The organism is Halopseudomonas salina (genome assembly GCF_008641105.1).
The window spans coordinates 37,367-61,585 of record NZ_VTTI01000010.1; the positions used below are offsets into that span (position 1 = coordinate 37,367).

Below are 24,219 nucleotides of genomic sequence, written 5' to 3' on the forward strand. Positions count from 1 at the left end.
TCGTTATTTGTAGATTCATTCCGTTACCCGTTTCCAGAATCTAGAGTTAAGTGAGGGATCACGCAGCAACTCGACCTGCTCCCACGCTGGATACCCGGAGCGGAAGTCCGCCCCGGACATGTGTGCATCTTTTGCTGGGTAAAGCCGGCCCCCTGCCTCGCGAACCACGAGATCCATCCGGTTGAACAGACTTGCCAACTTTGAAACCTGGGGGAAATCCAAGGCTAGAGAAATACCCGGCTGCGGAAACGACAGCAGGCCGGGGCTTATACCGTTGCCACAGCGCTTAAGAACTGCGAGGAATGAACCCTGGCCGGAACTTGAGATTACATCCAGCAGGTCGCGTATTGCTTCTCGTGCGGAGTGATGCGGCACTATGCACTGATACTGTTGAAATCCGCTTCGACCATAAATACGGTTCCAGTTGGACACACCATCCAGCGGGTAAAAGAACGGTTGATAATCGCTGCGCTGCGGGGTGGGGGCGCTTTGGTGCTTGCGCCAGTACAACTCGTTAAATATCCGCAACGACGGATTGTTAACTAACGAAACAGAGGGAGCAAAAGGTACGTTAAATCGGGGGGGCGAGCTGTGATCGAGAGTACCGGAAGGGGCGTGATCACCGACGAAGTAAACACCTCTGCCCGCTGAGGATCCCGTGGCCAGACAATCAATCCAAGCAACGCTGTACTCATGTTGGTCATCTAACTGTTCTGACAGTTCGAAAAATCGGTCTAGATTATCAAAGCGTCTAACGACGCCGCTGATCTGGCTCGACGATATCGGCATAAGCTGAATTTCGGCCCATTCGATCACACCAGTCAGGCCGAGCCCTCCAATGCTCGCCGCGAAAAGCTCTGCGTGTATTTCTCGTGAGCAGATCAGCGCACCGTCGACGGAGCGGACAAGACTAAATTGATTCACATGACTGCCAAATGTGCCGCGTATATGATGATTTTTCCCGTGGACGTCGTTGGCTAGCGCACCGCCCAGTGTCGCGAATTGCGTTCCGGGTGTGACTGGCAGAAACCAACCGCGCGGAATCGAGAGCTGCAGGATCTCGCCCAGCGTTACTCCAGCTTCGGCGCGAAGAATACCGTTTACCCAGTCAGCTGCAATGAACCTGTCCAACGAGCGCATCTGAAGCACGTGGCCCGATGTCGCAAGACAGCTGTCTCCGTAGCTTCTGCCGTTTCCAAAAGGCAGCAGTTCTCCATGCGCACGCGCGATAGAGGCTATTTGATCAGCAACCTGATTGCGCCAAACAAGAGGATGCAAGGTTTGGGGAAAATGGGGATAACGCCCCCAGGAAAGAGCTGTATCCATTACGCTGCAATCCAGAAAACCATACCGAACAGCACACCCACCATCAGGCTTACGCGGTCGCGGATGGCGAATACCACTGGGTCATCATCCATGACCCCGCGATGGGTCAGCATCCAAATGCGGGTAATCCAGAATAACAGTAGCGGACAAGCCAGCCATATGAGGCGTGGTTCCGTATACATCCCGGTAGTTTCCTGATCGTGGATATACAATGCCAGGACCATCACAGACAGATAGCCCGAGGAGGCGCCAAGTGATGCAACCATTTCTAGATCGGAAGGGAAGTATCCTCGACCACGGGTTTTTTCGGTCTCGCCGCTACTTCGCGCCGCGTTGAGCTCGGCATATCGCTTGACCAGCGCAAGGCTGAGAAAAACGAACATGGAAAAGGCCAGCAGCCAGAAAGTGGGGGATAAGTTGAACGCTGCGGTACCAGCGATAATGCGCATCGTATAAAGCGTCGCTAATGTAATGACATCGATCGTCATTAGCTGCTTCAGCCAGAGCGAGTATGTCAATGTGATGAAATAATACAAAGCTAATGCGGCGACAAACTTCCATGGCAGAAATAGTGCAGCGCCCGTAAAGGCGACAACAAGCAGGGCCGGAAAGACCAGCAAGCCAGCTTTGATGGACAGCGCCCCCGAGGCAAACGGCCTTGCATGCTTGGTCGAATGGTGACGGTCATCCTCAAGATCGAGTAGGTCGTTGAAGATGTAAACCGATGATGCGCATAAACCAAAAAAAACAAAGGCAAGAATGCCTTGCAGAAGAAGCGAGCTTTGATCGAACTGATGCGCAGCGAGCAGGGGAACAAAAATCAGTAAATTCTTTAGCCACTGATGAATCCGCAACGCCTTGAACCAGACCCGTATCCCCGCCCGGCCAGAATCCATGACAGCTTCCACATTGCCCTTTCGCCTCGCCGCAATCAGAACGCCAGCTTGAGGGTTGACCACATAGGCTCGGCGAGCTGCAGTCCATATGCATATGTCGTCTGAAGAGTTGCCGGCATAGTCAAACCCGCCTCGGCCGTAATGCTCAACCAGCAGGTCACACTTGCTCTGAGCTGAAAGGTTCCGGCTGGCGTTGGTCGCCAAAACCTTGTCGAACAGTTGAAGATGTTTGGCAATGCGGTTGGCCAATATCTCATGGCTCGCAGTGGCAAGAACTATCTCACGCCCTTCACCGCGCGCGTTTTCGATCAACTCCAGAACGGCCGGGTCATAGGGAAGTACAGTCACATCTATTTCGGTAGCTCTGGCAAGCTCCTCCTTTAGCTTGACCTTACTCTCGTGCAACCATTGGAATGGCTTGATCACGCCAAGAGGGTACTGACGCAGGAACGCCAGACCGCTCTCAAGCAACATGTCCGACCGAAGTAGTGTGCCGTCAAGATCAATGCACAGCGGGATCTTGCCTGTCATGCACTTCATGAGGCTAAGTTGTTCGCGCTGAGTATCCGTATCCGCTTCCACATTTCAGGGATTCCTTCTCCCAAAGCCATACAACAAGGTGTGAGGACGGTGACGCCTGCGTTCAACCTATACCAGCACCAAATTATCCCGATGCACCATCTCCGGCTCATCGATATATCCCAGTATTTTGGCCACCGAATCGGTTGGCTGGCCGAGGATGCGGCTGGCATCCAGGGCACTGTAATTGACCAGTCCGCGCGCCACTTCCTTGCCGTCAGGCCCAACGCAAACAACCATTTCGCCACGGCGGAAAGCACCTTCAACAGCGACTACACCTACGGGTAGCAGGCTGCGGCGTCCGGAGGCCAGGGCCTTTACAGCGCCCTCATCGATAATCAGCCGACCGCGGGTCTGCAGGTGTCCTGCGAGCCATTGTTTGCGGGCTGCCAGCATGCCTTTCTCTGGCAGCAACAGCGTACCCAGCTCCTCGCCGCCCTGTAGCCGCCCTATGACACGATCAATCCTGCCACCGACAATCACCGTACCCGCACCGGAACGAGCCGCCAGCCGCGCTGCACGCAGCTTGGTGAGCATACCGCCGCGGCCCAGCGCGCCAGCACTGCCGCCCGCCATCGCATCCAGAGACGGATCGTCCGCCATTGCTTCGCGCACCAGCTCTGCCTCGGGATTGCTTCGAGGGTCAGCGGTGTACAAGCCATCGCGGTCGGTAAGGATGACCAGCAGATCGCCTTCGACCAGGTTGGTCACCAGCGCGCCCAGGGTGTCGTTGTCGCCGAAGCGGATCTCGTCAGTGACCACGGTGTCGTTTTCATTAACCACCGGGATGACGCCCAGATCGAGCAGGGCACGAAGGGTGCTGCGGGCATTCAGGTAGCGTTTGCGGTCAGAAAGGTCATCGTGAGTCAGCAGAACCTGGGCAGTAGACAAACCGTGAGCCTGGAAACTGGATTCCCAGGCCTGCACCAGACCCATCTGGCCGATTGCCGCCGCCGCCTGCATCTGGTGGATTGTCTTGGGGCGCTCAGTCCAGCCCAGACGACTCATGCCTGCCGCTACGGCGCCGGATGAAACCAGAACCAGTTCCGCGCCGCTTTTACGCAGCTCGACCAACTGCTCTACCCAGACCGCCATCGCCTCCTTGTCGAGACCGCGACCATCACCGGTCAACAGGGCGCTGCCGATCTTGACTACCCAGCGACGGGCGTTGGTTACTTTGTCACGCATATTCGATCCAGAAACGAAGAGTCAATAGAATTAGCGCATTCTAACCCTATCCGCAGCTAACGCGAACGGGCCTCGCCAGACAGACTAGCTTTCCGGGAGGGCCGAGTTCCATCTCGGCCAACGGTGGCGTGATTGGCGCCGCCTCGTCGAGATGGAACTCGACACTCCCAGTAGGCAGCAGTATCAGCAATCAATGCACGTAGATGATCTCCGGACCATCTTCGTCATCTTCGTCGTCATCATCCGCATCATCATCTTCGTTGAGCAGACCCTGCTTGCGCAGCGCCTTGCGATCGTCCAGATTCTGGATATGGGCGCGGGCTTCATCCTCGATCTGCTGATCCAGAGCGCGCACCTCAGCGGCGTACTCCTCATCTTCCTGCATACGCAGCGTACGCTCGTCCAGCCAATTCATTACTTCCTTGGCCAGCTCGTCGGTACCCTGACGCTCGGAGGCGGAAATGACGAACACCGGACCCTCCCACTCCAGCCGCTCGACCACGTCATCCAGCAACGCCTGCTGCTCGTCTTCCATCAACTGGTCGCACTTGTTCAGCACCAGCCAGCGCTCACGAAGCGTTAGCGCGGGGCTGAACTTGCCCAGTTCATGAATGATCGTCTCGATGGACTCCACCGGATCACTGTCATCCGGCGGCACCATGTCGACCAGGTGCAGCAACAGGTGAGTGCGCGACAGGTGCTTGAGGAATCGCGTTCCCAGGCCTGCGCCCTCAGCGGCACCGGCTATAACACCGGGAATGTCCGCAATCACGAAACTGCGCAACTGCCCAACATCCACAACACCCAGATTTGGCACCATGGTGGTAAACGGATAATCCGCTACCTTTGGCTTGGCTGCAGATACCGCGCGAATAAACGTACTCTTGCCCGCATTGGGCAAACCGAGCAGACCCACGTCCGCCAGAACTTTCAGCTCCAGCTTCAGGTCCCGCAGATCACCCAGGCTACCCTGCGACGTCTGCCGCGGCGCACGATTCACGCTGGACTTGTACCGGGTATTACCCAGACCATGAAAACCGCCCTGGGCAACCAGCAGGCGCTGACCGGCTTCGGTCAAGTCACCGATTATTTCCTGAGTACCGGCATCGATCACGGTAGTGCCAATCGGCACCTCGAGGAACATGTCCTCACCTTTGGCGCCGGAACAGTCCTTGCCACGACCGTTTTCGCCACGCTGGGCGTTGAAACGCCGCTTGTAGCGGTAATCAACCAGGGTATTGCAGTTTTCCGCGGCCACCAGATAAATGGAGCCACCGTCACCACCATCACCGCCGTCAGGCCCGCCCTTGGGGATGAATTTCTCCCGGCGAAAGCTCATGCAGCCATTGCCCCCATCGCCGGCCTTGACCGTGATGGACACTTCATCAACGAATTTCATCTTGCTCCCTCCCGCAACGGGATGGACTAAAGGTTGCTACAAAAAGAACAAACAAAAAAGCCCCGTCGTCAGACAGGGCTTTTTCGAACCGAGGGTGGTATCAGGCTTCTACGACGTTTACGTAGCGACGACCCAACTTGCCCTTCACTTCAAACTTGATCACGCCAGCCGCTTTGGCGAACAGGGTGTGATCCTTGCCCATGCCGACGTTCTTGCCGGGATGGAATTCAGTGCCGCGCTGGCGAACGATGATGTTGCCGGGGATGATTGCCTGGCCGCCATACATTTTCACGCCAAGGCGTTTCGATTCGGAATCGCGACCGTTACGTGTGGAGCCGCCTGCTTTTTTGTGTGCCATGGGTGTTTATCTCCTCAATGGGCTTAGGCAGAGATGCCGGTAATCTTGATTTCGGTGTACCACTGACGGTGGCCCTGACGCTTCATGTGGTGCTTGCGACGACGGAACTTGATGATGCGGATTTTATCGCCACGACCGTGGGCGCTAACTTCAGCAGTCACCTTGGCGCCTTCAACAACAGGCGCGCCGATCTGTACGTCATCGCCATTGCCAATCAGCAGCACGCGGTCGAAATCAATGCTGGCGCCAGTTTCAACGTCCAGCTTCTCTACTCTCAGGTATTCGCCTTCGGCGACCTTGTACTGCTTACCACCGGTAACAATCACTGCGTACATGATGCTTTCTCCGTAATCCTGCTCACCCGGCGCTTGGGTATAATCGTTAGTGGCCGGCATGGCTGCAAGTGAACCCGCCTATCGGGCCCTACCTTGCCATTGTTAAAACAGGGATGCTGTAAATCTGCTTAGCCGTAAATACGGTTTTCAGGGGCGGGAATTCTACGCAATGCGTGCCGCTTGCGCAAGACTTACCTTCTTCACCCAACAGGCCTGTTAACAGCCTTTTATAGGTTACCAGGCAGCGGCTTTCTTGACAGCGCGGGGCCTGCCGCCTAGCATGCCGCGCAACCTACGAGGAATGTGCAGTTAATGTCCACCCTGCCTTTTTACAACGCAGTCGCCGATGATTTTGACTCAGTCAACCAGCTGATCATTCGCCAGCTGCATTCGCGCGTTCCTCTCGTTGAGAAAATCGGCAATTACATCATCAACGCCGGAGGCAAGCGCCTGCGACCTCTGGTGGTACTGCTCAGCGCCCGGGCCTGCGGCCTGAGCGATGAACGCCAACACAGCCTGGCCGCAATTATCGAGTTTCTGCACACCGCCACCCTACTGCACGACGACGTAGTCGACATATCCGACCAGCGTCGCGGTCGCTCTACCGCGAACGCCAAGTGGGGCAACGCGCCCAGCGTACTGGTAGGAGACTTTCTGTATTCCCGTGCGTTTGAAATGATGGTCGAAATGGGTGACATGCGCATCATGCAGGTGCTAGCCAACGCCACCAACGTGATTGCCGAGGGTGAAGTACTGCAGTTGACCAAGGTCCGCGACGCCGGCACCGACGAAGCCACCTACATGGAAGTTATCCGCAGCAAGACCGCGATGCTGTTTGAGGCATCAACTCACAGCGCGGGCATTCTTGCAGGAGCCAACGAGGAGCAGATTGACGCCTTGCGCCAATACGGCAATGCCTTGGGCATCGCCTTCCAGCTGATCGATGATGTACTCGATTACACCGGCGATGCCGAGGCCATGGGCAAGAATGTGGGAGACGACCTGGCCGAAGGCAAACCTACCCTGCCATTGATCTATACCATGCGTGAGGGAACGGCTGAGCAGGCGCAGAAAGTGCGCCAGGCGATCCAGAAGGGCGGAATCGAAGACATCACGGCAATACAGCAAGCTGTGCGTGAATGTGGGGCGCTGGATTACACCTCGCAACTCGCGCGCACGCACATCGACGAAGCGGTCAAGCTGCTCCAGGTGCTGCCACCTTCGGTCTACCGCGACTCTCTGGAGCAGCTGGCCAAGTTCGCGATCGAACGCCGCTTCTGAGCCACCCCTTCGGGCCGGAGCCGGCGCTCCTGCCGGTAGGAGCGCCGACCCCGTCGCGAAGCGATCTTAAAGTACCTTGATCAGCTCAATATCGAATATCAGCGTGCTGTGCGGCGGAATGCTACCCGCGGCGCGGCCACCGTAAGCCAGTTCCGGCGGGATGAACAGCCGCCATTTGGCGCCTTCCTGCATGAGCTGCAAGGCCTCGGTCCAGCCGGCAATAACGCCGCCCACCGGAAACTCCGCAGGCTCGCCGCGCTTGTATGAACTGTCGAACACTTCCCCGCCAATCAAGGTACCTTCGTAGTGGGTGCGCACGGTGGAGGACGCGACAGGAGTCGCTCCGTCGCCCGCATTGACGACCTCGTATTGCAGACCCGAGTCCAGGGTAATCACACCAGGGCGCTCCGCATTCTGTGCCAGGAAATCGATTCCTGCCTTGCCTGCCTCGCGAGCCGCCTCTTCAGCAACGGCCTGCATTTTCGCCTGCAAACCCTGGAAGGCCTCCTGCAGTGCAGCTTCGTCCACCTGGCTCGGCTGCTGAGTAAAAGCATCGCGCAGGCCAGCGACCACCAGATCAATCGTCAGATCAGGGATGTTGCTGGTCAGTAATTGGTCGCCCATCTGTCGGCCAATGCCGTAGCTGACGCGCTTTTCGTCTGTATCAAAGGTATCGCTCATACCGGTACTCCCTGGAAATTAGCCATAAAGCCTGCCATAAAGCTGGGAGGAATTCATTAAACGGCGCCAGTCCGTTACAATGCCGGCCTTTTTCGTCCTCCCTAAACGAGATACCGCCATGCTGGAAAAGCTATTCCAACTGCAAGCTCACGGCACCAGCGTGCGCACCGAAGTGATTGCCGGCCTGACGACGTTTCTGACCATGGCCTATATCATTTTCGTCAACCCGATGATGATGGCAGACGCGGGTATCGATCCCGGTGCTGCCTTCGTAGCGACCTGTCTGGCGGCAGCCATCGGCTCGCTGATCATGGGCCTGTGGGCGAATTACCCGATTGCACTGGCACCGGGCATGGGTTTGAATGCCTTCTTCAGCTACACCGTCGTCGGTTCTATGGGTTACAGCTGGGAAGTCGCACTGGGCGCGGTCTTTATCTCAGGCTTTCTGTTCTTTCTGCTGAGCATATTCAAGGTCCGCGAATGGATCATCAACAGCATTCCAATGGCACTGCGCTCAGCAATAGCCGCCGGCATTGGACTCTTTCTGGCGCTGATCGCACTGAAGAACGCCGGCCTGGTCGTTGACCACCCTGCCACGCTGGTGACCCTGGGTGACTTGTCGCAACCCGCACCGCTGCTGGCAGGCCTGGGATTCGCCATTATCGTAGCCCTGGCGTATCGGCAAATCACCGGAGCGGTGATGATCGGTATATTGGTGATTACCGGCATCAGCCTGCTTGCCGGCTTTAGCCAGGCAAATGGCGTAGTTTCGGCACCGCCGAGCCTTGAACCGACCTTCCTGGCACTGGATATCCGCGGAGCCATGGAGATAGGCATGCTCAGCGTGATCTTCGCCTTTCTGTTCGTAGACCTGTTCGATACCTCGGGAACACTGATCGGCGTGGCGCAGAGGGCCAACCTGGTAGAAGCAGACGGCAAATTACCGCGCCTGGGCCGCGCCCTCATGGCCGACAGCACCGCCACCATGGCCGGCGCCGCCATGGGCACCTCCACCACTACCAGCTATATAGAATCGGCGGCAGGCACGGCTGCAGGCGGCCGTACCGGCCTGACCGCTTGCGTTGTGGCCTTACTGTTTCTGATCAGCCTGTTCTTCTCGCCACTGGCCGGCGCCGTTCCTGCCTTTGCCACGGCACCTGCGTTGCTGTTTGTTGCTGTATTGATGACCGGCGGCCTGGTACAGGTCGATTGGGAAGACCTGACGGTCGCAGCCCCTGTGGTTATCACGGCCATCACCATGCCGCTGACCTTCTCCATCGCCAACGGCATTGCACTGGGCTTTATCAGCTGGACGTTGATCAAGCTACTGGCCGGCCGCTGGCGTGATCTGAACCCCAGCCTCTATGCTCTGGCGGCCCTTTTCATCATCAAACTTGCGTTGTTCAACTGATGAGCCTGTCCTTCGATCCTGCCGAATACGAACAGCAACTTGCAGCCAAGCGCCAGCGCCTGGTTGAGCTCCTGAAACCCTTCAACGCCCCTGAACCGGAGGTGTTCGAGTCTCCGCGGGAGCATTTCCGCCTGAGAGCCGAATTCCGGCTCTGGTATGAGGATGGCAAGCCGTACTACGCCATGTTTGAGAAGGGCAACAAATACAAGCCAATCCTGATCGACCAACTGCCCATCGCCAGCCGTCGCATCAACGAACTGATGGGGCCGTTATTAGAAGCCTGCAGAGCCGAACCAATGCTGGGGCGCAAGCTGTTTCAGGTCGAGTTTCTCACCACGCTGTCGGGCGAAGCCTTGGTCAGCTTGTGCTATCACCGCCCGATTGATGAAACCTGGGACGCGGCTGCGCAGCGCCTTGCAGACCAGCTCGACATCCTGGTGATTGGCCGAAGCCGAGGCCGTAAGCGTGTGCTTTCACGGGACCATGTCATTGAAGAACTGGAAGTCAATGGCCGGACCTGGCGCTACCAACAGGTAGAAGGCGGCTTCACCCAGCCCAACGGCAACGTGAATCAGCACATGCTGAGCTGGGCTCAGGACGCTGCCGGCAGCAACGATGACGACCTGCTGGAGCTCTATTGCGGTAACGGCAACTTCACGCTGCCGCTATCGACATGCTTTCGCAAGGTGATGGCCACCGAGCTGGCCAAAAGCTCGGTTTATTCAGCTATTACCAATATGGAAATGAACGGCGTAGAAAACGTCACCCTGGTGCGGCTGGCAAGTGAAGAAGTAACCCAGGCGTTGACTGGCGTACGCGAATTCCGCCGGTTACAGGGTATCGACCTACAGAGCTTCGACTTCGGTACGGTGTTCGTCGATCCACCCCGAGCAGGTCTTGATCCGGCCACGCTGGAGCTGGTCAGGGGCTACAAGCGAATATTTTATATTTCCTGTAATCCGGAAACCCTGGCGGCGAATTTGCTGGACCTGTCCAGCACGCACCGGGTAACCCGATGCTCACTCTTTGATCAGTTTCCCTATACCCACCATATGGAGAGTGGGGTGTTGCTGGAAAGAGTCTGATAGCGCCTGGCAAGGCGTCACTCTCTCCAGCATTTATCGTCTGCCGGAGTTGTCTGACCCAGCGCATTTATCGTCATGGTTGCACAGTCATCTCCCGCCATTACACCACCAGCAACTGCGGTAGCCGTAATAAGATAGCCTCCGTCAGTGCCCGCTCCGTTGGCGAGAGCCACGTTATAAACAGCGTCCCCTGTTATAGGGCTGCGAGTGGGTATCGGCGCGCCGGCGTAGGCACCAGTACGCGAAAACTGACGCTCCGTCACCTGCGCGGCCTCAAACAGCACCGCGGAGGCCTCCGCGCGACGGGTCTTCTTCGTGTACTCAACATAACTCGGGTACGCGATGGCCGCCAGAATGCCTACAATGGCGACCACAATCATGACCTCGATCAAAGTAAATCCCTTGCTTCTCATAGCACTTCCTTATTGCAGCTGTCGCCACATGATACGACGGGATAGCCCAGAAGCGGCAGCTCTTTCATCAAGGAATAGAGTCTGACCTGTGGACAGCAAGACAGCTTTGGTTTGCGTCGGCTTGTCATCACCTCGATCGATAATGACAGGCAAACCAGGTAGCCCCTCATTGATATCGATGCCCGCAACAATCGAGTCATTATCGTCGATCCTGCCATCCCTGTTGGTATCCAGCACCTCATAATTGAGCATACCGCCTGTGAGTAGATCGAGCTCAACAAGTCGACCACTACCCGAGCTAACACAAGGGTCCTCAGCATCAATGATCGCCGTTACAAAGACTACCCGGCCCTCTGTTGTCTGAGCCGGGAAGATCACCCGCTCACCCTCGGCGACACCGTTATAAATCAAAGGCAGATACCACCCTTTCTGCGTGTTGAAGTCGACCGGGTTGGCGCTGGTGCGGAAGTAGTCCTGACCACCGATCGTAACCTCATCAGTAATGGACTGAGGCTGCAGATTTGCCAGCACAACCTCCCCGGTGTTTGTCGGAGAGTCCCAGATCGAGTAAAACGCCTGCTGAGTCTTTGTCAGCTTGTCTGGGGCTTCGGCCAACTTACCCGTGCCGAACGATACCAGGTGCCCCCCTTGGGGATGTTCGGTAATCAGCGGATACGTTGTAATCGGCTGTGTTGAACCAGCAGCAAACAATTTGCTTGCAGACCAGTCGCTTTCCAATGTCGAAGAGGTATCAAACTTCCAGAGATTGCCGCGCAGGTCACCGGCATAGATCTTCTCGATCTGGTGCTGCGCGTTTACCACGATCTGTGGAGAGGCCAGCCCCGAGCCCCTCGCCTGCTCAGCTGCTGTCCCGGAGGTGTTCTCATCTACAACAATCTTGCGAACCAGGGCGCCCGTTGCCAGGTCGACAATGTAAAGAGCTGCCTTGCCAGTATGACTACCATATCCATTGCCGAAAACTGCGACCCACTGGTTATCCTTGGTTCTAGCAATCGCAGCACGGGAGTATGTGTAGCCAAGGTCATTCCACTGGTTGGACGGCGTATTGGCAGCCGGAGGAGAGAGCTCCCAGAGCGCAGATGGCGTATTTGGATTGGTAGCGGTTTGTTGGAATAACCTGACAGCAAACATGCTCTTGCCGCCTGCGCCCATTCCAGAGACGGCAACAGTTGACCAGGTAGAGCCAAGCTGGGCATCTGATACCGATATCTGCCCATCTACCAGGAACCGGTGAGTGCCGGACTCGGCATAATCAGGTTCAGCTACGATATTCAGGGAAGGGAGCACACTTGAGGGCATGTAGCCATAACGGTGCTGACCATTGTCCGCGTTTAGAATATGGAAAAAACCGTCATTGGCATTAACGATCAGACTGGTCTCGAGCTCAGAAGTCTTGTAAGCCAAGTAACTATCGTAACTTAAATCTCCAACAATCGCAGACACGCTTTGCGTTTCGGGAGCTACTCGCTCAAGGGAAGAGTTGACGACATCGCCCAGCAAAACTGAACGACTGCGTAATCCGCTAATCGATGCGCCTTTGCTCCAGGACAACAAATCAGCACCCGTAATAGGCGAACTTACCGAACCATTCAACTGTGCCTGCTGCGCAGGGGAAAGATTACCGTAAGCGAGAGTTACCGGCGCGTTAGTAGCGGTGTTATAGCCCTGATAACTCGCGGGATTGAGGCTTGGTGTGAAGGTGTTATCCGTAGTCCAAAGCAACGTATCGGCGCGCCCTGTAACGGAGTTGAGACGATATGCTTCAATCGTGCCACTCCATGAGGAGGGCTCATAAAGGGTTTTGTAATAGACCGTATCGGCGGTTAAAGTCGCGGAACTCGAAGCACCTGCCCCACCGGAACCTGCCTGAGCAGTGATGGCGTTGATTGCTTTAGACAGACTATCATTTAACTCGCTAGCATCATTGGCAGTGTAATATTCGCCATTGCCGTAATCAGCAGCATCTTCAAGCATGTCGTTGCTGGTAGCAAAGCCGACGGTGTATGTCTGCATGTTCTGTTTAGCAAAGCCTGCCGCGTTAAAGCTTTTGCCAGCCAAGTCAGGTGCGGTCGTATCGCGCAAGTCAATATCGTAAGCAAATTTGGCTATATCGTCTAGAAAGAGCGTGTCACCCTCGGCGTCGCCCGATGAATCATTACCGTCATTTCCACTATCACCATCCCAGTTAGGCAGGTTGTTATTGCCGGTCACACTGGGATTATTGCGCTTGGGGTCGTCATTAGGGAAACTTCGGTCAAAGGTCGGCAGACCATCAGTTACCACGATACTGAAAGTTCGCTGACAACGGTACTCAATAGGACTCTCGTAAGTACTGCTGCCCGATAGAGTCTGCAATCCTTGATCGGGAGCCAGCCCCCTGAGATATCGCGTCATCTCATAATAACTTTCAGCCAGTGGAGTATTGGTCGAGGCATCTACATCATTCACCTCGTCTACAAAGTCCTCGAAATTGGTTTGAGCCTGAGACGCACTAGTGATCACTGAACCGGCAGGAGAAACGGTTTCAGAAAAATCCTTGACCTCGATTTGTAAAGACCCACCCGGTCCGCGATTACCATCAGCAGGTGGGTTGAAAGTAAAAAGCCCATATCTTAAACCTCGGTTATCAGAAACGATTTGATTGGTCACCTCCCGTGCAACGTTCATACGATAATCGTCAGGCAAAACGTTCCTCAAGTCGACCCCGTTGTTCGAGGTAGAAGGCCAAGTGTTATAAATATAGGATAAATATTTTCTGGTATATCGAGTAAGTCCATTCCCAACTGGATCTGGAAGCATAAAACAGCGACGGTCGCTTACGTTATTACCACTCAAAAGGTACAAGGCAACACGGCCTGTACTACATAATGACCCGATACCTCTGCTCAAATTTCCGAGTGTTATATTATCGTTGTCCGCTTCAAGGTATAATTCGACGGTCACATTACGACAGCCAAAGAAATTACATCGCCTTTCAACCCTGCTTGTAGCATAAGCCACATTATCGTAGTTGCTAGCTGCTACTCCTGAAGGAGCTATCGCGTTCCGCATACTCCCCGAATTATCCAGCAGAACAAGTACGTTCGGCGTCACAGCTGAGGCACTCAGAATCGGCGCTTGCACGGGAGAGAAGGCGTAAACTGGAGCGGTGACGAATCCGCTCAACAGGACACCCGAGGCAAAGCTGATTAACTTTTTCATTGTAGTTCTCCCTGCCGTAACCGGTGTCGGCTGGCTTGGTAATCGCGCGGAGACAAACTGATTAATTCTTTGCATAAATACTCTCCAGCGCGGTAGTGGTATTGCCCACAGTTGCCACTGAGGTGACGCGATACAACATCACACTTTCGCCTGGGTCGACATTAATGGCTGCGCTGGAAGTACCCAGTTTCTGAATCTGATAGAGACTATTGCCATCAGTCGCTGCTCTCCATATACCGCAAGCGCTGTTACCGTTCTGGGCAGCTGCGTTATCGAAGTCGGGTGTTCGGCACCCATTACCATTACATTGCGCACAAGCTGCCAGCGCGGCCGCGCTGTTGAGGTTGGCAATAAAGCCCTCACCTTCGCGCAAACCAGCTTCCGCATACTGGAAGGTGATAGTTTTGAATCGGGTATTACCCGACATCTTTTCCTGCAAGGTCGCACTCTTCATTGCTGACACACCAACAATGGTCAGCAGGAGCAGGAAAATCAGGCTAACGAACAAAGCCACGCCACCCTGGGCCTTTTTCGGTGTGGTATTGAACATAAAGGGCTTCCTCATAACAACCGATTCCGCAAGGCTGCAACCACCGTGTATTCCTGCTCGGCGGTTCGTTGATTTTCGTCTTCAAGCACGAGTGCAATTCGTACGCTGCGAATAACGGCCGGATTGGGGACTAACCCTGGAGCAACATAGTTACCAGTCACGTAGGTATCACCAGCGTTAGCTGCAACACCAAACTGGATATCCAGGGACTTGACGTTACCTATCAGTGGTTCGAAACCCGCGCCGCCGCCATAACGTACTTGGAGGACATTCTCAGCAGCGTCGAGTTGATATTCGATCTGGCGGATGGGCAGTGCGATCTCACCAGCCGGTGGGGTAGCCGACCCCACCTCCACACTTCCACCAGTCCGGCAGTCTGTCACCAGCGTCCAGTCGGCGTTGGAACTCTGACCCACCGCCTGTGTCGCGTTGGAGGTGATAATCCGCAGCGTAGCGTTGGGACCATCCCAGGCAATCGGATTGTCAAAGGCAGCCGGTACATTTGTAATGGAGCCCGACGCAAGTGAGAGGCACCCAAACATGCCGGCCATGCGCAACTCCTGCGTCATACGAGTCAGCACGTAACGTGCATCTTCCTGCAAGGTGGCGGAGGCATCCTGAACTAACGCGGTCTGACGACTGCTGGCAAAAATCTGGGTTATGCCCAGCACCAGCACCAAGCCCAGCACCAGCGCAATCATGATCTCGATAAGACCGAAACCCTTGCTGCTATTCTTGAACTTCATGGGGCCGCTCCCACTGCATTGACTGCCACGTTGGTCGTGATCGCCAGTTCGCCTCGCTGGACATTACCCTCAGCGTCTAATCCGCCAGCACGACCTTCCGACCAGCTCACTTCCACACTGACTTGCGAGCCGTTAACGTCTATCGAGCCAGCCCCATCAGGCAAAGCACTGACTGCATTGGCGAAATCGATCAGGTCAGTGGCCAATACACTGTTTGCTGAGCCGGGCACGGCCTCTATGTTCGCAATATCATATTGATCCAGTTGCACCGGGTCGGCATTCGCCCTGATGCGATCTATTACGTCATACACGATAAAGCTCGCCTGTGAGCTGAGTCGCGAGCTGTCGGTGTATTTCAACGCATTAAGCTGCATTGCTGCAGCTCCGAGCACACCAATAGCCGTTACAAAAACGGCAATCATGACTTCAAGCAACGAAACCCCGCGCTGACGTTTGCTGCGTACCAATCCGAGTTTACTTCTCATATGCAGGACGCTCCCGTGAGAATTCTCCCGGTCGGGCACACCACCATACTTTTGGTAGAGTCGCCCCGGGTGTAATTGAATACGACAGAATTGGCCGGCGTTTTCAGGCCGCCCAGGCTGTCGAACACAATCGTGTCAACATCACCTGTGGCTGTAATAGTCGCTCCAGAGGGAAGCCCTGCATAACGCCGTATGACTGTCCCATCGCGAACAATTTCCAGGTCCTGAGTCCAATCATCATCAGTGAGGGCGCTAACATTTACATCCTCGCTGTGATTGATAGCCTCAAGCCTCGCCAAACTGAATGCACGGAGCAAATCGCTGAGATCAGAGTCAGCGCGTGAGCGTTCGAAGATCCCGCTAAACGCGGGAAAACCAATAACGGTGACCAGAGCCAGCACCGCTATTGCGATCATCAACTCAATAAGAGTGAAACCCTTCACACTTTTCATCAAAATCCCCTTTATCACGTGCTGACACTATAGAAAGCCCGCCGCAAGCGGTCGCGTTCGTTTCGATAACCGGTAAGATCGAGGTGATGACAGGTCGAGACGTCATTTTCAAGGCATACACGGCAGTAGGCCTGTTTCACATTTCAGGGAGGATACCCCATGCGTTCCCGTGGTTTTACTTTGATTGAGCTTATGGTGGCGCTGGCAGTGTTCGCGCTGCTGATCGGCATTGCGGTCCCCGGTTTCGGCAGCATGATAGACCAGCAGCGAATGAGCACAGGACTCAATAATCTGGGTTTGGGTCTGACAATGACCAGGGATGAGGCCGTGCGAATGAACCGCACTTTGACCCTCGCCCCTATCAGCGGGGACTGGAACGAGGGCTGGGTGATCTTTGTCGACACCAATAACGACGGGGTGCCCGATGGGGGAGAAAAGGTTTTACGCCATCTGCCTCCGGATACCCAACTGCGCGTACACGCAAACAAGCCGGTTTCCAGGTATGTGCGGTTCAATGCCCATGGTCAGACCGAGCTTCTCAATGGTGGCTTTCAGGCCGGTACCTTTCGGTTTTGCCCTTCCAAGTCGGGCGCAGAGGGGCGGAAATTGGTAATCAATCAGGTGGGGCGGTGGCGGGTCGAGCGCACAGTGATAGCTGCGAAGTATTGTGGGCCTTGATGTTTTTGCTGGTAAAGCGGTAGGTCAAAATGGGCTCCCGCGTTCGCGGGAGTGACGGGGATACTGGCGGGAGTGACGGGAAGACTGGCGGGAGTGACGGGAGGACTGACGCGATTAAGAGGTACTGGGACCGGAGTGACGGGGCTGGGCCCGTCACTCCGGCGCTTCAGGTTCGGTATTCGGCGTTGATACGCACGTATTCGTGGGACAGGTCGGTTGTCCATAGCGTTTCTGAATGCTCGCCTCGGCCAAGCTCAATGCGGATGGTGATCTCCGCCTGGGCCATGATCGCTGCGCCCTGCGCTTCTGTATATTCCTCGGCACGGCCTCCGTTGCGGGTAATACAGGCCTGATCGAGATATACATCGATCTTCTCCACATCCAGGTCCGGCACACCTGCACGACCCACCGCGGCAAGAATACGACCCCAGTTGGGATCGGAGGCGAAAAGTGCGGTCTTGATCAGGGGAGAGTGCGATATGGCGTAGCCCACATCCAGACACTCATCCCGGTTATTCCCACCATTCACCTGCACGGTAACGAATTTGGTAGCCCCTTCCCCGTCACGGACGATTGCCTGCGCCAGTTCAAGCATGACGGCCTTGATTGTATCGGCCAGCAGCGTGTAGTCCTCGCCTGCGGCCTCTGTTATCTCAACCGCCTGCGTCTGACCCGTGGCGATCAACATGCAGCAATCATTGGTGGAGGTGTCGCCGTCGATGGTGATGCGGTTGAAGGAGAGATCGGCCGCTTCGCGCAACAAACCCTGCAACACAGGCTGCGCTACCTTTGCATCAGTGGCGATATAGCCAAGCATGGTGGCCATGTTTGGCTTGATCATACCCGCGCCCTTGGATATGCCCGTTACTGTCACGGTTTCACCTGCGAGGGTGATCTGACGGCTGACACCCTTTGGCAGGGTGTCGGTGGTCATGATCCCCTCCGCGGCCTGGGCCCAGTTGTTCTCGTCAAGGTTTTCCAGGGCAGCCGGCAAGGCGCCTATTACCTTATCAGCGGGTAACAACTCGCCAATCACACCCGTACTGAAGGGAAGCACCTGTTTGCTGTCGACGCCGACCAGCTCCGCCAGAGCCGCGCAAGTTTTCAGGGCTGCCTGCATACCGGGATTGCCGGTGCCTGCGTTGGCGTTGCCGGTATTGACCAGCAGGTAACGTGGAGACTGGCCCAGATGCTGACGGCAGAGCGTTACCGGTGCAGCACAAAAGGCGTTGAGGGTGAACACACCCGCGATGCTGGAGCCCTCAGCGGCTTCCATGATAACCACGTCCTTACGGCCCGCACGCTTGATGCCCGCGGAGGCGATGCCCAGGCGAAAGCCTGGAACGGGATGCAAAACAGGTAGGGGGCCAAGTCCGACGGGCATGGTGCAATCTCCGGATGAAATAAGAGGGATATTGTAGCCGCCCGGGAGGGTCGAGTTCCATCTCGGCCGGCGGTGTGGCGGCAACAACCTTGCCGAGGTGGAACTCGGCCACTCCCAGGGGCGGCGTGCCCATCCGGGGAGGTCGAGTTCCATCTCGACCGACGGTGGTGGCTAGAACGCCAATGGTCGGGGTGGATTCCCGCCTTCGCGGGAATGACGAAGGCCCTCCCGGGTAAGGCGGAGCACTGGCTCGGGCGATGGCGCTAGCTCAGGCTATCTTGCCGTGGCACTGCTTGTATTTTTTGCCGGATCCGCAGGGGCAAGGATCGTTGCGGCCGACCTTGGGTCCTTCGCGGGTGACCGGGGCGGCGGATGCAGCTTCGTTTTGCTCACTCTCACCTTCTTCGCTGCCTGCGCTTGTAGGCGGCTCTACCTGCTCATGCTTGAACTGCATGCGCTTGGCCATTTCTTCTGCCTGGCGGCGCTGACGCGCTTCTTCTTCGGCAGCGTCTTCACGGCGTACCTGCACGTGGCTGAGGATACGAATGGTGTCGTGCTTGACCGACTCGAGCATTTCCTCGAACAGGTTGAAGGCTTCGCGCTTGTATTCCTGCTTGGGATTCTTCTGGGCGTAGCCGCGCAGGTGAATACCCTGGCGCAGGTGATCCATGGTCGCCAGATGCTCTTTCCACAAATCGTCCAGCACACGCAGCAACATCTGCTTCTCGAAGGTGCGCAGCGCATCGGCGCCGGTCAGCTCTTCCTTCTCGGCATAGGCCCTCACCAGCTCGTCCAGAATGCGCTGACGCAACCCTTCTTCGTGCAGGGTGTCGTCTTCATCCAGCCACTGCTGCAACGGCACCTTGAGCGCCAGCTCGGCACTCAGGTGCTGCTCCAGACCCGCGACATCCCACTGCTCCGGCACGCTCTGGGGCGGAATGTACTGACTGATGGCACCAGCCACTACGTCTTCACGAATGGCCTGGATGGTGTCAGAGACGTTTTCCGACGCCAGGATCGCATTGCGCTGGCCGTAGATAACCTTGCGCTGTTCGTTGGCGACGTCATCGTACTCAAGCAATTGCTTACGGATATCGAAGTTGCGACCTTCAACCTTGCGCTGAGCCTTTTCGATGGCATTGGTGACCATGCGGTGCTCGATCGCCTCACCCTTCTCCATGCCGAGCGCCTTCATGAAGTTCTTCACCCGGTCAGAGGCAAAGATGCGCATGAGGTTATCTTCCAGCGACAGATAGAAGCGGCTGGAACCCGGATCCCCCTGGCGGCCGGCACGGCCACGGAGCTGGTTGTCGATACGGCGTGATTCATGCCGCTCACAGGCGATGATGTGCAGACCGCCGGATTCGAGCACCTGCTGATGCCGCTGCTGCCATTCGGCTTTGATCTGGGCGATCTTCTCGTCAGTCGGATTCTCCAGACTGGCTACTTCCGCTTCCCAGCTACCGCCGAGAATAATGTCGGTACCACGGCCCGCCATGTTGGTGGCGATGGTTACCGCGCCAGGGCGACCGGCCTGGGCGATAATTTCGGCTTCTTTCTCGTGGTGCTTGGCGTTCAGCACCTTGTGCGGGATCTTTTCCGCGTCCAGCAGACGGGACACCGCCTCGGATGATTCGATCGACGCAGTACCCACCAGAATCGGGCGACCTTCACCCATGCTGTGCTTGATATCAGCGGTGATGGCAGCGAATTTCTCATCGATGGTCAGGTAGACCAGATCGTTGTAGTCCTTGCGCGCCATGGGCTTGTTGGTCGGAATAACCACCACGTCCAGGCCGTAGATCTGGCGGAACTCGAATGCTTCGGTGTCAGCTGTACCGGTCATACCGGACAGCTTGTTATACAGACGGAAGTAATTCTGGAAGGTCGTCGAGGCCAGGGTCTGGCTCTCGGCCTGAATCTTCAAACCTTCCTTCGCTTCGATGGCCTGGTGCAGGCCCTCGGAGAGACGGCGACCCGGCATGGTACGACCGGTGTGCTCATCCACCAGCACCACCTGTTCGTTCTGTACGATGTACTCGACGTTGCGATGGAACAGCGTGTGCGCACGCAAGCCTGAATGCACGTGGTGCAGCAGGTTGAGATTCTGCGCGGCGTAAAGGCTGTCGCCTTCCGGGAGCAACCCCTCCTTGACCAGCAGGCTTTCAACGAACTGGTGGCCCGACTCGTTGAGCTCTACCTGACGGGTTTTTTCGTCGATGTAGTAATGACCTTCGACTTCTTCCACGCCCTCTTCGGCAAGGTAGCCGCGCTTGAGTGTGGGGATCAGCTTATTGATCGCGGCGTACATGCGCGAGCTGTCTTCGGCAGGGCCGGAAATAATCAGCGGGGTACGGGCTTCGTCAATCAGGATCGAATCGACCTCGTCGACAATGGCGAAATTCAGCTCGCGCTGGAATTTGTCTTCCAGCCGGAATGCCATGTTGTCGCGCAGGTAATCGAAACCGAACTCGTTGTTGGTGCCGTAGGTAATGTCACAGCGGTAGGCGGCTTTCTTGTCCTCGGGATCCTGAAAAGGAACAACGACACCCACGGTCAGACCCAGAAATTCGTAAAGCGGACGCATCCAGTTGGCGTCACGGCGGGCCAGGTAATCGTTGACCGTAACCGCGTGTACGCCCTTGCCGGACAGCGCGTTCAGGTAAGCCGGCAATGTGGCTACCAGGGTTTTACCCTCACCGGTCTTCATCTCGGCAATGTGGCCTTCGTGAAGAGTCATGCCGCCAATCATCTGGGCATCAAAATGCCGCATGCCCATTACCCGCTTGCTCGCTTCACGCACCAGGGCGAAGGCTTCGGGCATTATCGCGTCGAGGCTTTCGCCCTTGCCTACCCTTTCCTTGTACTCGGCTGTCTTGGCCTTCAACTGCTCATCGCTCAGGGCGTTCAGCTTCTCTTCCTGGGCGTTGATCGCGTTGACGACCCGGCCCATGCGCTTTAACTCACGCTCGTTTTTGCTTCCAAACAGTTTCTTCAATAAAGGCGCAAACATAGTCGACTTTGATATCCGTTTGAGGGTGGGCGGCGCGGCCGATACATACCGGGCCAAACCGTAAACAAGCATTCTACTCTGAATCGCGCTGCACAATAAACCTGCACAAGTCGGGGGCAATGAGCGCTACGACTGAGAGACGGCATTACGCCAGTATTGCTGGCTGTAAACAGAGCAGAACCTTGGAGTGTAAGGCAGAAACGAAAACGTCCACAGGTCTGTGGACGTTTTCGGATTGTTCCAGGTGAGATCACTTCAGGGCAGAATCACTTCAAGGCGATGTAGCGGGCCGGGTTGACAGCCATGCCGTTGCGGTAAACTTCGAAGTGCAGATGCGGCCCGGTTGACCTGCCAGTGGAACCGACAGTCGCGATCTCCTGGCCCTTGCTGACCAGATCACCCTTCTCCACCTTCAATTCGTGGGCATGGGCATAGCGGGTCTTGTAGCCATCACCATGTGAGATCTCGACCATGTTGCCATAAGCGCCATTACGGCCCGAGAAAGTCACCACGCCGGCACCCACGGCAAAAATGGCAGTGCCACGGGGTGCCGAAAAGTCGGTGCCTGTATGCATGGCGATTCGGCCAGTCATGGGGTCACTGCGCCGCCCGAAGGAGGAGGAAACATACCCATCCTGCACCGGCATGAAATCGAGCATGGCGTTGCTGTCAGCCGACCGGTTCATGATCAACTGCTCGAGCAGTTTCATCTGCTGAGTCCGGTTATCGATTCGATCGGCGAGGCGATCGATGACTGACTGCACATCGGATTCCTGACTGACACTGTTTTTGTGTAGCTCAGGACCACCCACACCCGGTTCGGAATTGAAATCAAATTCGCCGTCGGACAGCTCGGCCAATTCGGTCAAGCGTTCGCCAAGCGCATCAAGGCGACTTAGCCGGGTCTGCAAGCGGGCCAATTGCTGGGTCATGTGCGTCAATTGCGCGTGCGAGCCCTCTTCATCAGCTTCACTGCTGGCCAGATCAGCCAATGTCTGCTCCCAGACAGCGTCGGCATCTACCTGCGAGGGCTGGATTTCAGCAGCCGGGTCGCTCAACAGGGACCAGGTCAGCACTACGGCGCTAACCGGCATCGCGATCAATGCGACTAGTGCAGCCAGAAGGACTGGCAAGCTGAGGCTGATCGCCCTGGCCGCGCCTTGCCGGTCAGTCAGAATAATGATGTTCAATTAAAAATCCCCAAACTACGAGTTATGCGGTTCTGATACGATGACCGCTGCTCAATAACTCCAATCGGCAAATGCCATGTCTTTTCATCCCCTCGATGCCCGCCGGCCCGGCGATTTGATTCGAACTAATTCAACCCTCAAGGGTCTATACGCCAGAGCCAGAAATATAGAGCGGCTGCAAGTTCTGCTGGATACGTTGCTGGAGCCTGCTGCAAGGGAACATTGTCGCGTAGCCTCGCTGCGTGAGGGCGTTCTTCGCCTGACCGTATCTGACAGCCACTGGGCTACCCGGATGCGTTACCAGCAAAAACGCCTGATTCGACAGCTTCAGGCCTTCAATGAGTTCGCAACTCTAACGAAAATTCACTGCAAGGTACAGCCTGTAGTGGTCAAAAAACCACCAGCACTGAATCCGATGCGCCGCTCAGCGGTGGCAGCGCGGGCACTGAAAGATACGGCAGATCAAGTCAATGATCCGAGTTTGAAGGCTGCACTGGAGAGACTGGCTTACCATCACAAGGATGCCTGAACAAAATTCGAGCAAAAAAAATGGCCACCGAAGTGGCCATACGAAACGAAACGAGATTACACGAAACGAAACTTCAGACTGCCGCAGCCGGGCGCATGAAGGAAATAGGCGCAGTACCTGCATCTTCGAATGTCACTATCTCCCACGCTTCCTTATTGGCAAGAAGGGCGCGTAGCAACATGTTGTTCAGGCCGTGGCCTGATTTATGTCCGCGGAACTCACCCACCAGACTCTTGCCAAGCAGATAAAGATCGCCGATTGCGTCAAGTATCTTGTGTTTGACGAATTCGTCCTCGTAGCGCAAGCCGTCTTCGTTCAATACACGGTACTCATCAACCACAATGGCGTTATCCACACTGCCGCCCAACGCCAGATTCTGCGAGCGAAGATGTTCTATGTCGCGCATAAACCCAAAGGTTCTGGCACGACTGACTTCCTTGACGAAAGAAGTGCTGGAGAAATCCACACTGGCAAACTGGCTGCGACCGCGAAACACCGGGTGGTCAAAGTCGATCCCGAAAGAGACCTTGAACCCTTCGAAAGGCAAAAAGCTGGCAGTCTTGCCATCTTCTTCTACGGTAATTTCACGCTTGATACGGATAAACTGCTTGGCGGCGTCCTGCTCTTCGATACCAGCGGACTGGATCAGGAACACAAAAGGACCGGCGCTGCCGTCCATGATCGGCACCTCAGAGGCGCTGAGCTCGACATAAGCATTATCAATGCCCAGGCCAGCCATCGCTGACAACAGGTGCTCGACGGTGTCTACCTTGGCGCCGTTATTGACCAGCGTCGTTGACATCGTCGTCTCGCCCACAAATTCTGCCCGGGCCGGTATCTCGACCGCAGGGTCCAGATCCGTCCTGACGAACACTATTCCAGTCCCCACTGGCGCTGGTTTCAGCGTGAGATAAACCTTCTCACCCGAATGCAGACCAACACCAGTGGCCCGGATGATGTTCTTCAGTGTGCGCTGTCTGATCATGCTTTTATACTTCCGCTGTAGTGGCGAAAAAGT

Annotated in this window: 22 protein-coding genes; 5 read left to right on the forward strand and 17 right to left on the reverse strand. The window is 56.0% G+C overall.

The window, feature by feature from the left end:
* Positions 1–15 precede the first annotated feature (15 nt).
* The 6 genes from FZF01_RS15020 to rplU all read right to left on the reverse strand — a co-directional run bounded on the left by FZF01_RS15020 (position 16) and on the right by rplU (position 6,081).
* A complete protein-coding gene (locus FZF01_RS15020; RefSeq protein ID WP_150278157.1) occupies positions 16–1,326 on the reverse strand; it encodes an FAD-binding oxidoreductase in 1,311 nt (436 codons plus the stop codon).
* Entirely contained in the window at positions 1,326–2,762 is a 1,437-nt protein-coding gene (locus FZF01_RS15025; RefSeq protein WP_150278212.1) for a UbiA family prenyltransferase, read from the reverse strand. Before FZF01_RS15025 ends, FZF01_RS15020 begins: the two co-directional genes overlap by 1 nt.
* Positions 2,763–2,870: 108 nt before the next feature.
* Positions 2,871–3,989, reverse strand: a complete 1,119-nt coding sequence (gene proB / locus FZF01_RS15030) for a glutamate 5-kinase (protein ID WP_150278156.1) — start codon at positions 3,987–3,989, stop codon at positions 2,871–2,873.
* A gap of 190 nt (positions 3,990–4,179) precedes the next feature.
* Positions 4,180–5,388 carry an Obg family GTPase CgtA gene (cgtA, locus tag FZF01_RS15035; RefSeq protein WP_150278155.1) on the reverse strand — a complete coding sequence of 403 codons (1,209 nt, stop codon included), beginning with the start codon at positions 5,386–5,388 and terminating at the stop codon, positions 4,180–4,182.
* A gap of 100 nt (positions 5,389–5,488) precedes the next feature.
* Positions 5,489–5,746 carry a 50S ribosomal protein L27 gene (gene rpmA, locus FZF01_RS15040; RefSeq protein WP_150278154.1) on the reverse strand — a complete coding sequence of 86 codons (258 nt, stop codon included), beginning with the start codon at positions 5,744–5,746 and terminating at the stop codon, positions 5,489–5,491.
* Between the two features lie 23 nt (positions 5,747–5,769).
* Positions 5,770–6,081, reverse strand: a complete 312-nt coding sequence (gene rplU / locus FZF01_RS15045; protein WP_150278153.1) for a 50S ribosomal protein L21 — start codon at positions 6,079–6,081, stop codon at positions 5,770–5,772.
* Positions 6,082–6,393: 312 nt separating this feature from the next.
* Between rplU and FZF01_RS15050 the strand changes: the two genes are divergently transcribed.
* A complete protein-coding gene (locus tag FZF01_RS15050; protein ID WP_150278152.1) occupies positions 6,394–7,362 on the forward strand; it encodes a polyprenyl synthetase family protein in 969 nt (322 codons plus the stop codon).
* A gap of 66 nt (positions 7,363–7,428) precedes the next feature.
* On the opposite strand, the gene FZF01_RS15055 is transcribed toward FZF01_RS15050, so the two are convergent.
* Positions 7,429–8,043 carry an FKBP-type peptidyl-prolyl cis-trans isomerase gene (locus FZF01_RS15055; protein WP_150278151.1) on the reverse strand — a complete coding sequence of 205 codons (615 nt, stop codon included), beginning with the start codon at positions 8,041–8,043 and terminating at the stop codon, positions 7,429–7,431.
* A 118-nt stretch (positions 8,044–8,161) separates the two neighbouring features.
* On the opposite strand from FZF01_RS15055, the gene FZF01_RS15060 reads away from it, so the two are divergent.
* Positions 8,162–9,454 carry an NCS2 family permease gene (locus tag FZF01_RS15060; RefSeq protein WP_150278150.1) on the forward strand — a complete coding sequence of 431 codons (1,293 nt, stop codon included), beginning with the start codon at positions 8,162–8,164 and terminating at the stop codon, positions 9,452–9,454.
* Positions 9,454–10,539: a tRNA (uridine(54)-C5)-methyltransferase TrmA gene (trmA, locus tag FZF01_RS15065; RefSeq protein WP_150278149.1), complete on the forward strand. Its 1,086-nt coding sequence runs from the start codon at positions 9,454–9,456 to the stop codon at positions 10,537–10,539. The genes FZF01_RS15060 and trmA overlap by 1 nt, the downstream gene beginning before the upstream one ends.
* A gap of 17 nt (positions 10,540–10,556) precedes the next feature.
* On the opposite strand, the gene FZF01_RS15070 is transcribed toward trmA, so the two are convergent.
* From FZF01_RS15070 to FZF01_RS15095, 6 genes are all read right to left on the reverse strand, one after another.
* Positions 10,557–10,952 (reverse strand): type IV pilin protein, encoded by a 396-nt coding sequence (locus FZF01_RS15070; protein ID WP_150278148.1) that lies wholly within the window; start codon positions 10,950–10,952, stop codon positions 10,557–10,559.
* Between the two features lie 9 nt (positions 10,953–10,961).
* Positions 10,962–14,174, reverse strand: a complete 3,213-nt coding sequence (locus FZF01_RS15075; RefSeq protein WP_150278147.1) for a pilus assembly protein — start codon at positions 14,172–14,174, stop codon at positions 10,962–10,964.
* 61 nt (positions 14,175–14,235) lie between these two features.
* Entirely contained in the window at positions 14,236–14,724 is a 489-nt protein-coding gene (locus FZF01_RS15080; protein ID WP_223825473.1) for a pilus assembly PilX family protein, read from the reverse strand.
* An 11-nt stretch (positions 14,725–14,735) separates the two neighbouring features.
* The gene (locus tag FZF01_RS15085) at positions 14,736–15,470 is read right to left on the reverse strand and encodes a prepilin-type N-terminal cleavage/methylation domain-containing protein (RefSeq protein ID WP_150278146.1); all 735 of its coding nucleotides are present in this window, start codon (positions 15,468–15,470) and stop codon (positions 14,736–14,738) included.
* Entirely contained in the window at positions 15,467–15,955 is a 489-nt protein-coding gene (gene pilV / locus FZF01_RS15090) for a type IV pilus modification protein PilV (RefSeq protein WP_150278145.1), read from the reverse strand. The genes FZF01_RS15085 and pilV overlap by 4 nt, the downstream gene beginning before the upstream one ends.
* Positions 15,952–16,407, reverse strand: coding sequence for a GspH/FimT family pseudopilin (locus FZF01_RS15095; RefSeq protein ID WP_150278210.1), 456 nt, complete (start codon positions 16,405–16,407; stop codon positions 15,952–15,954). The genes pilV and FZF01_RS15095 overlap by 4 nt, the downstream gene beginning before the upstream one ends.
* A gap of 159 nt (positions 16,408–16,566) precedes the next feature.
* On the opposite strand from FZF01_RS15095, the gene FZF01_RS15100 reads away from it, so the two are divergent.
* Positions 16,567–17,085, forward strand: coding sequence for a GspH/FimT family pseudopilin (locus FZF01_RS15100; RefSeq protein WP_150278144.1), 519 nt, complete (start codon positions 16,567–16,569; stop codon positions 17,083–17,085).
* A 166-nt stretch (positions 17,086–17,251) separates the two neighbouring features.
* Here the strand turns inward: FZF01_RS15100 and argJ are convergent, their stop codons facing one another.
* From argJ to FZF01_RS15115, 3 genes are all read right to left on the reverse strand, one after another.
* The gene (gene argJ, locus FZF01_RS15105; protein WP_150278143.1) at positions 17,252–18,469 is read right to left on the reverse strand and encodes a bifunctional glutamate N-acetyltransferase/amino-acid acetyltransferase ArgJ; all 1,218 of its coding nucleotides are present in this window, start codon (positions 18,467–18,469) and stop codon (positions 17,252–17,254) included.
* 268 nt (positions 18,470–18,737) lie between these two features.
* On the reverse strand, positions 18,738–21,482 hold the full coding sequence (gene secA / locus FZF01_RS15110) for a preprotein translocase subunit SecA (protein ID WP_150278142.1): 2,745 nt from the start codon (positions 21,480–21,482) through the stop codon (positions 18,738–18,740).
* Between the two features lie 266 nt (positions 21,483–21,748).
* Positions 21,749–22,672, reverse strand: coding sequence for a M23 family metallopeptidase (locus FZF01_RS15115; RefSeq protein WP_150278141.1), 924 nt, complete (start codon positions 22,670–22,672; stop codon positions 21,749–21,751).
* Positions 22,673–22,748: 76 nt separating this feature from the next.
* On the opposite strand from FZF01_RS15115, the gene FZF01_RS15120 reads away from it, so the two are divergent.
* On the forward strand, positions 22,749–23,201 hold the full coding sequence (locus FZF01_RS15120) for a DUF721 domain-containing protein (protein ID WP_150278140.1): 453 nt from the start codon (positions 22,749–22,751) through the stop codon (positions 23,199–23,201).
* A 73-nt stretch (positions 23,202–23,274) separates the two neighbouring features.
* Here FZF01_RS15120 and lpxC read toward each other — a convergent pair whose 3' ends face one another.
* Positions 23,275–24,186, reverse strand: coding sequence for a UDP-3-O-acyl-N-acetylglucosamine deacetylase (gene lpxC / locus FZF01_RS15125; RefSeq protein WP_150278139.1), 912 nt, complete (start codon positions 24,184–24,186; stop codon positions 23,275–23,277).
* Positions 24,187–24,219 lie beyond the last annotated feature (33 nt).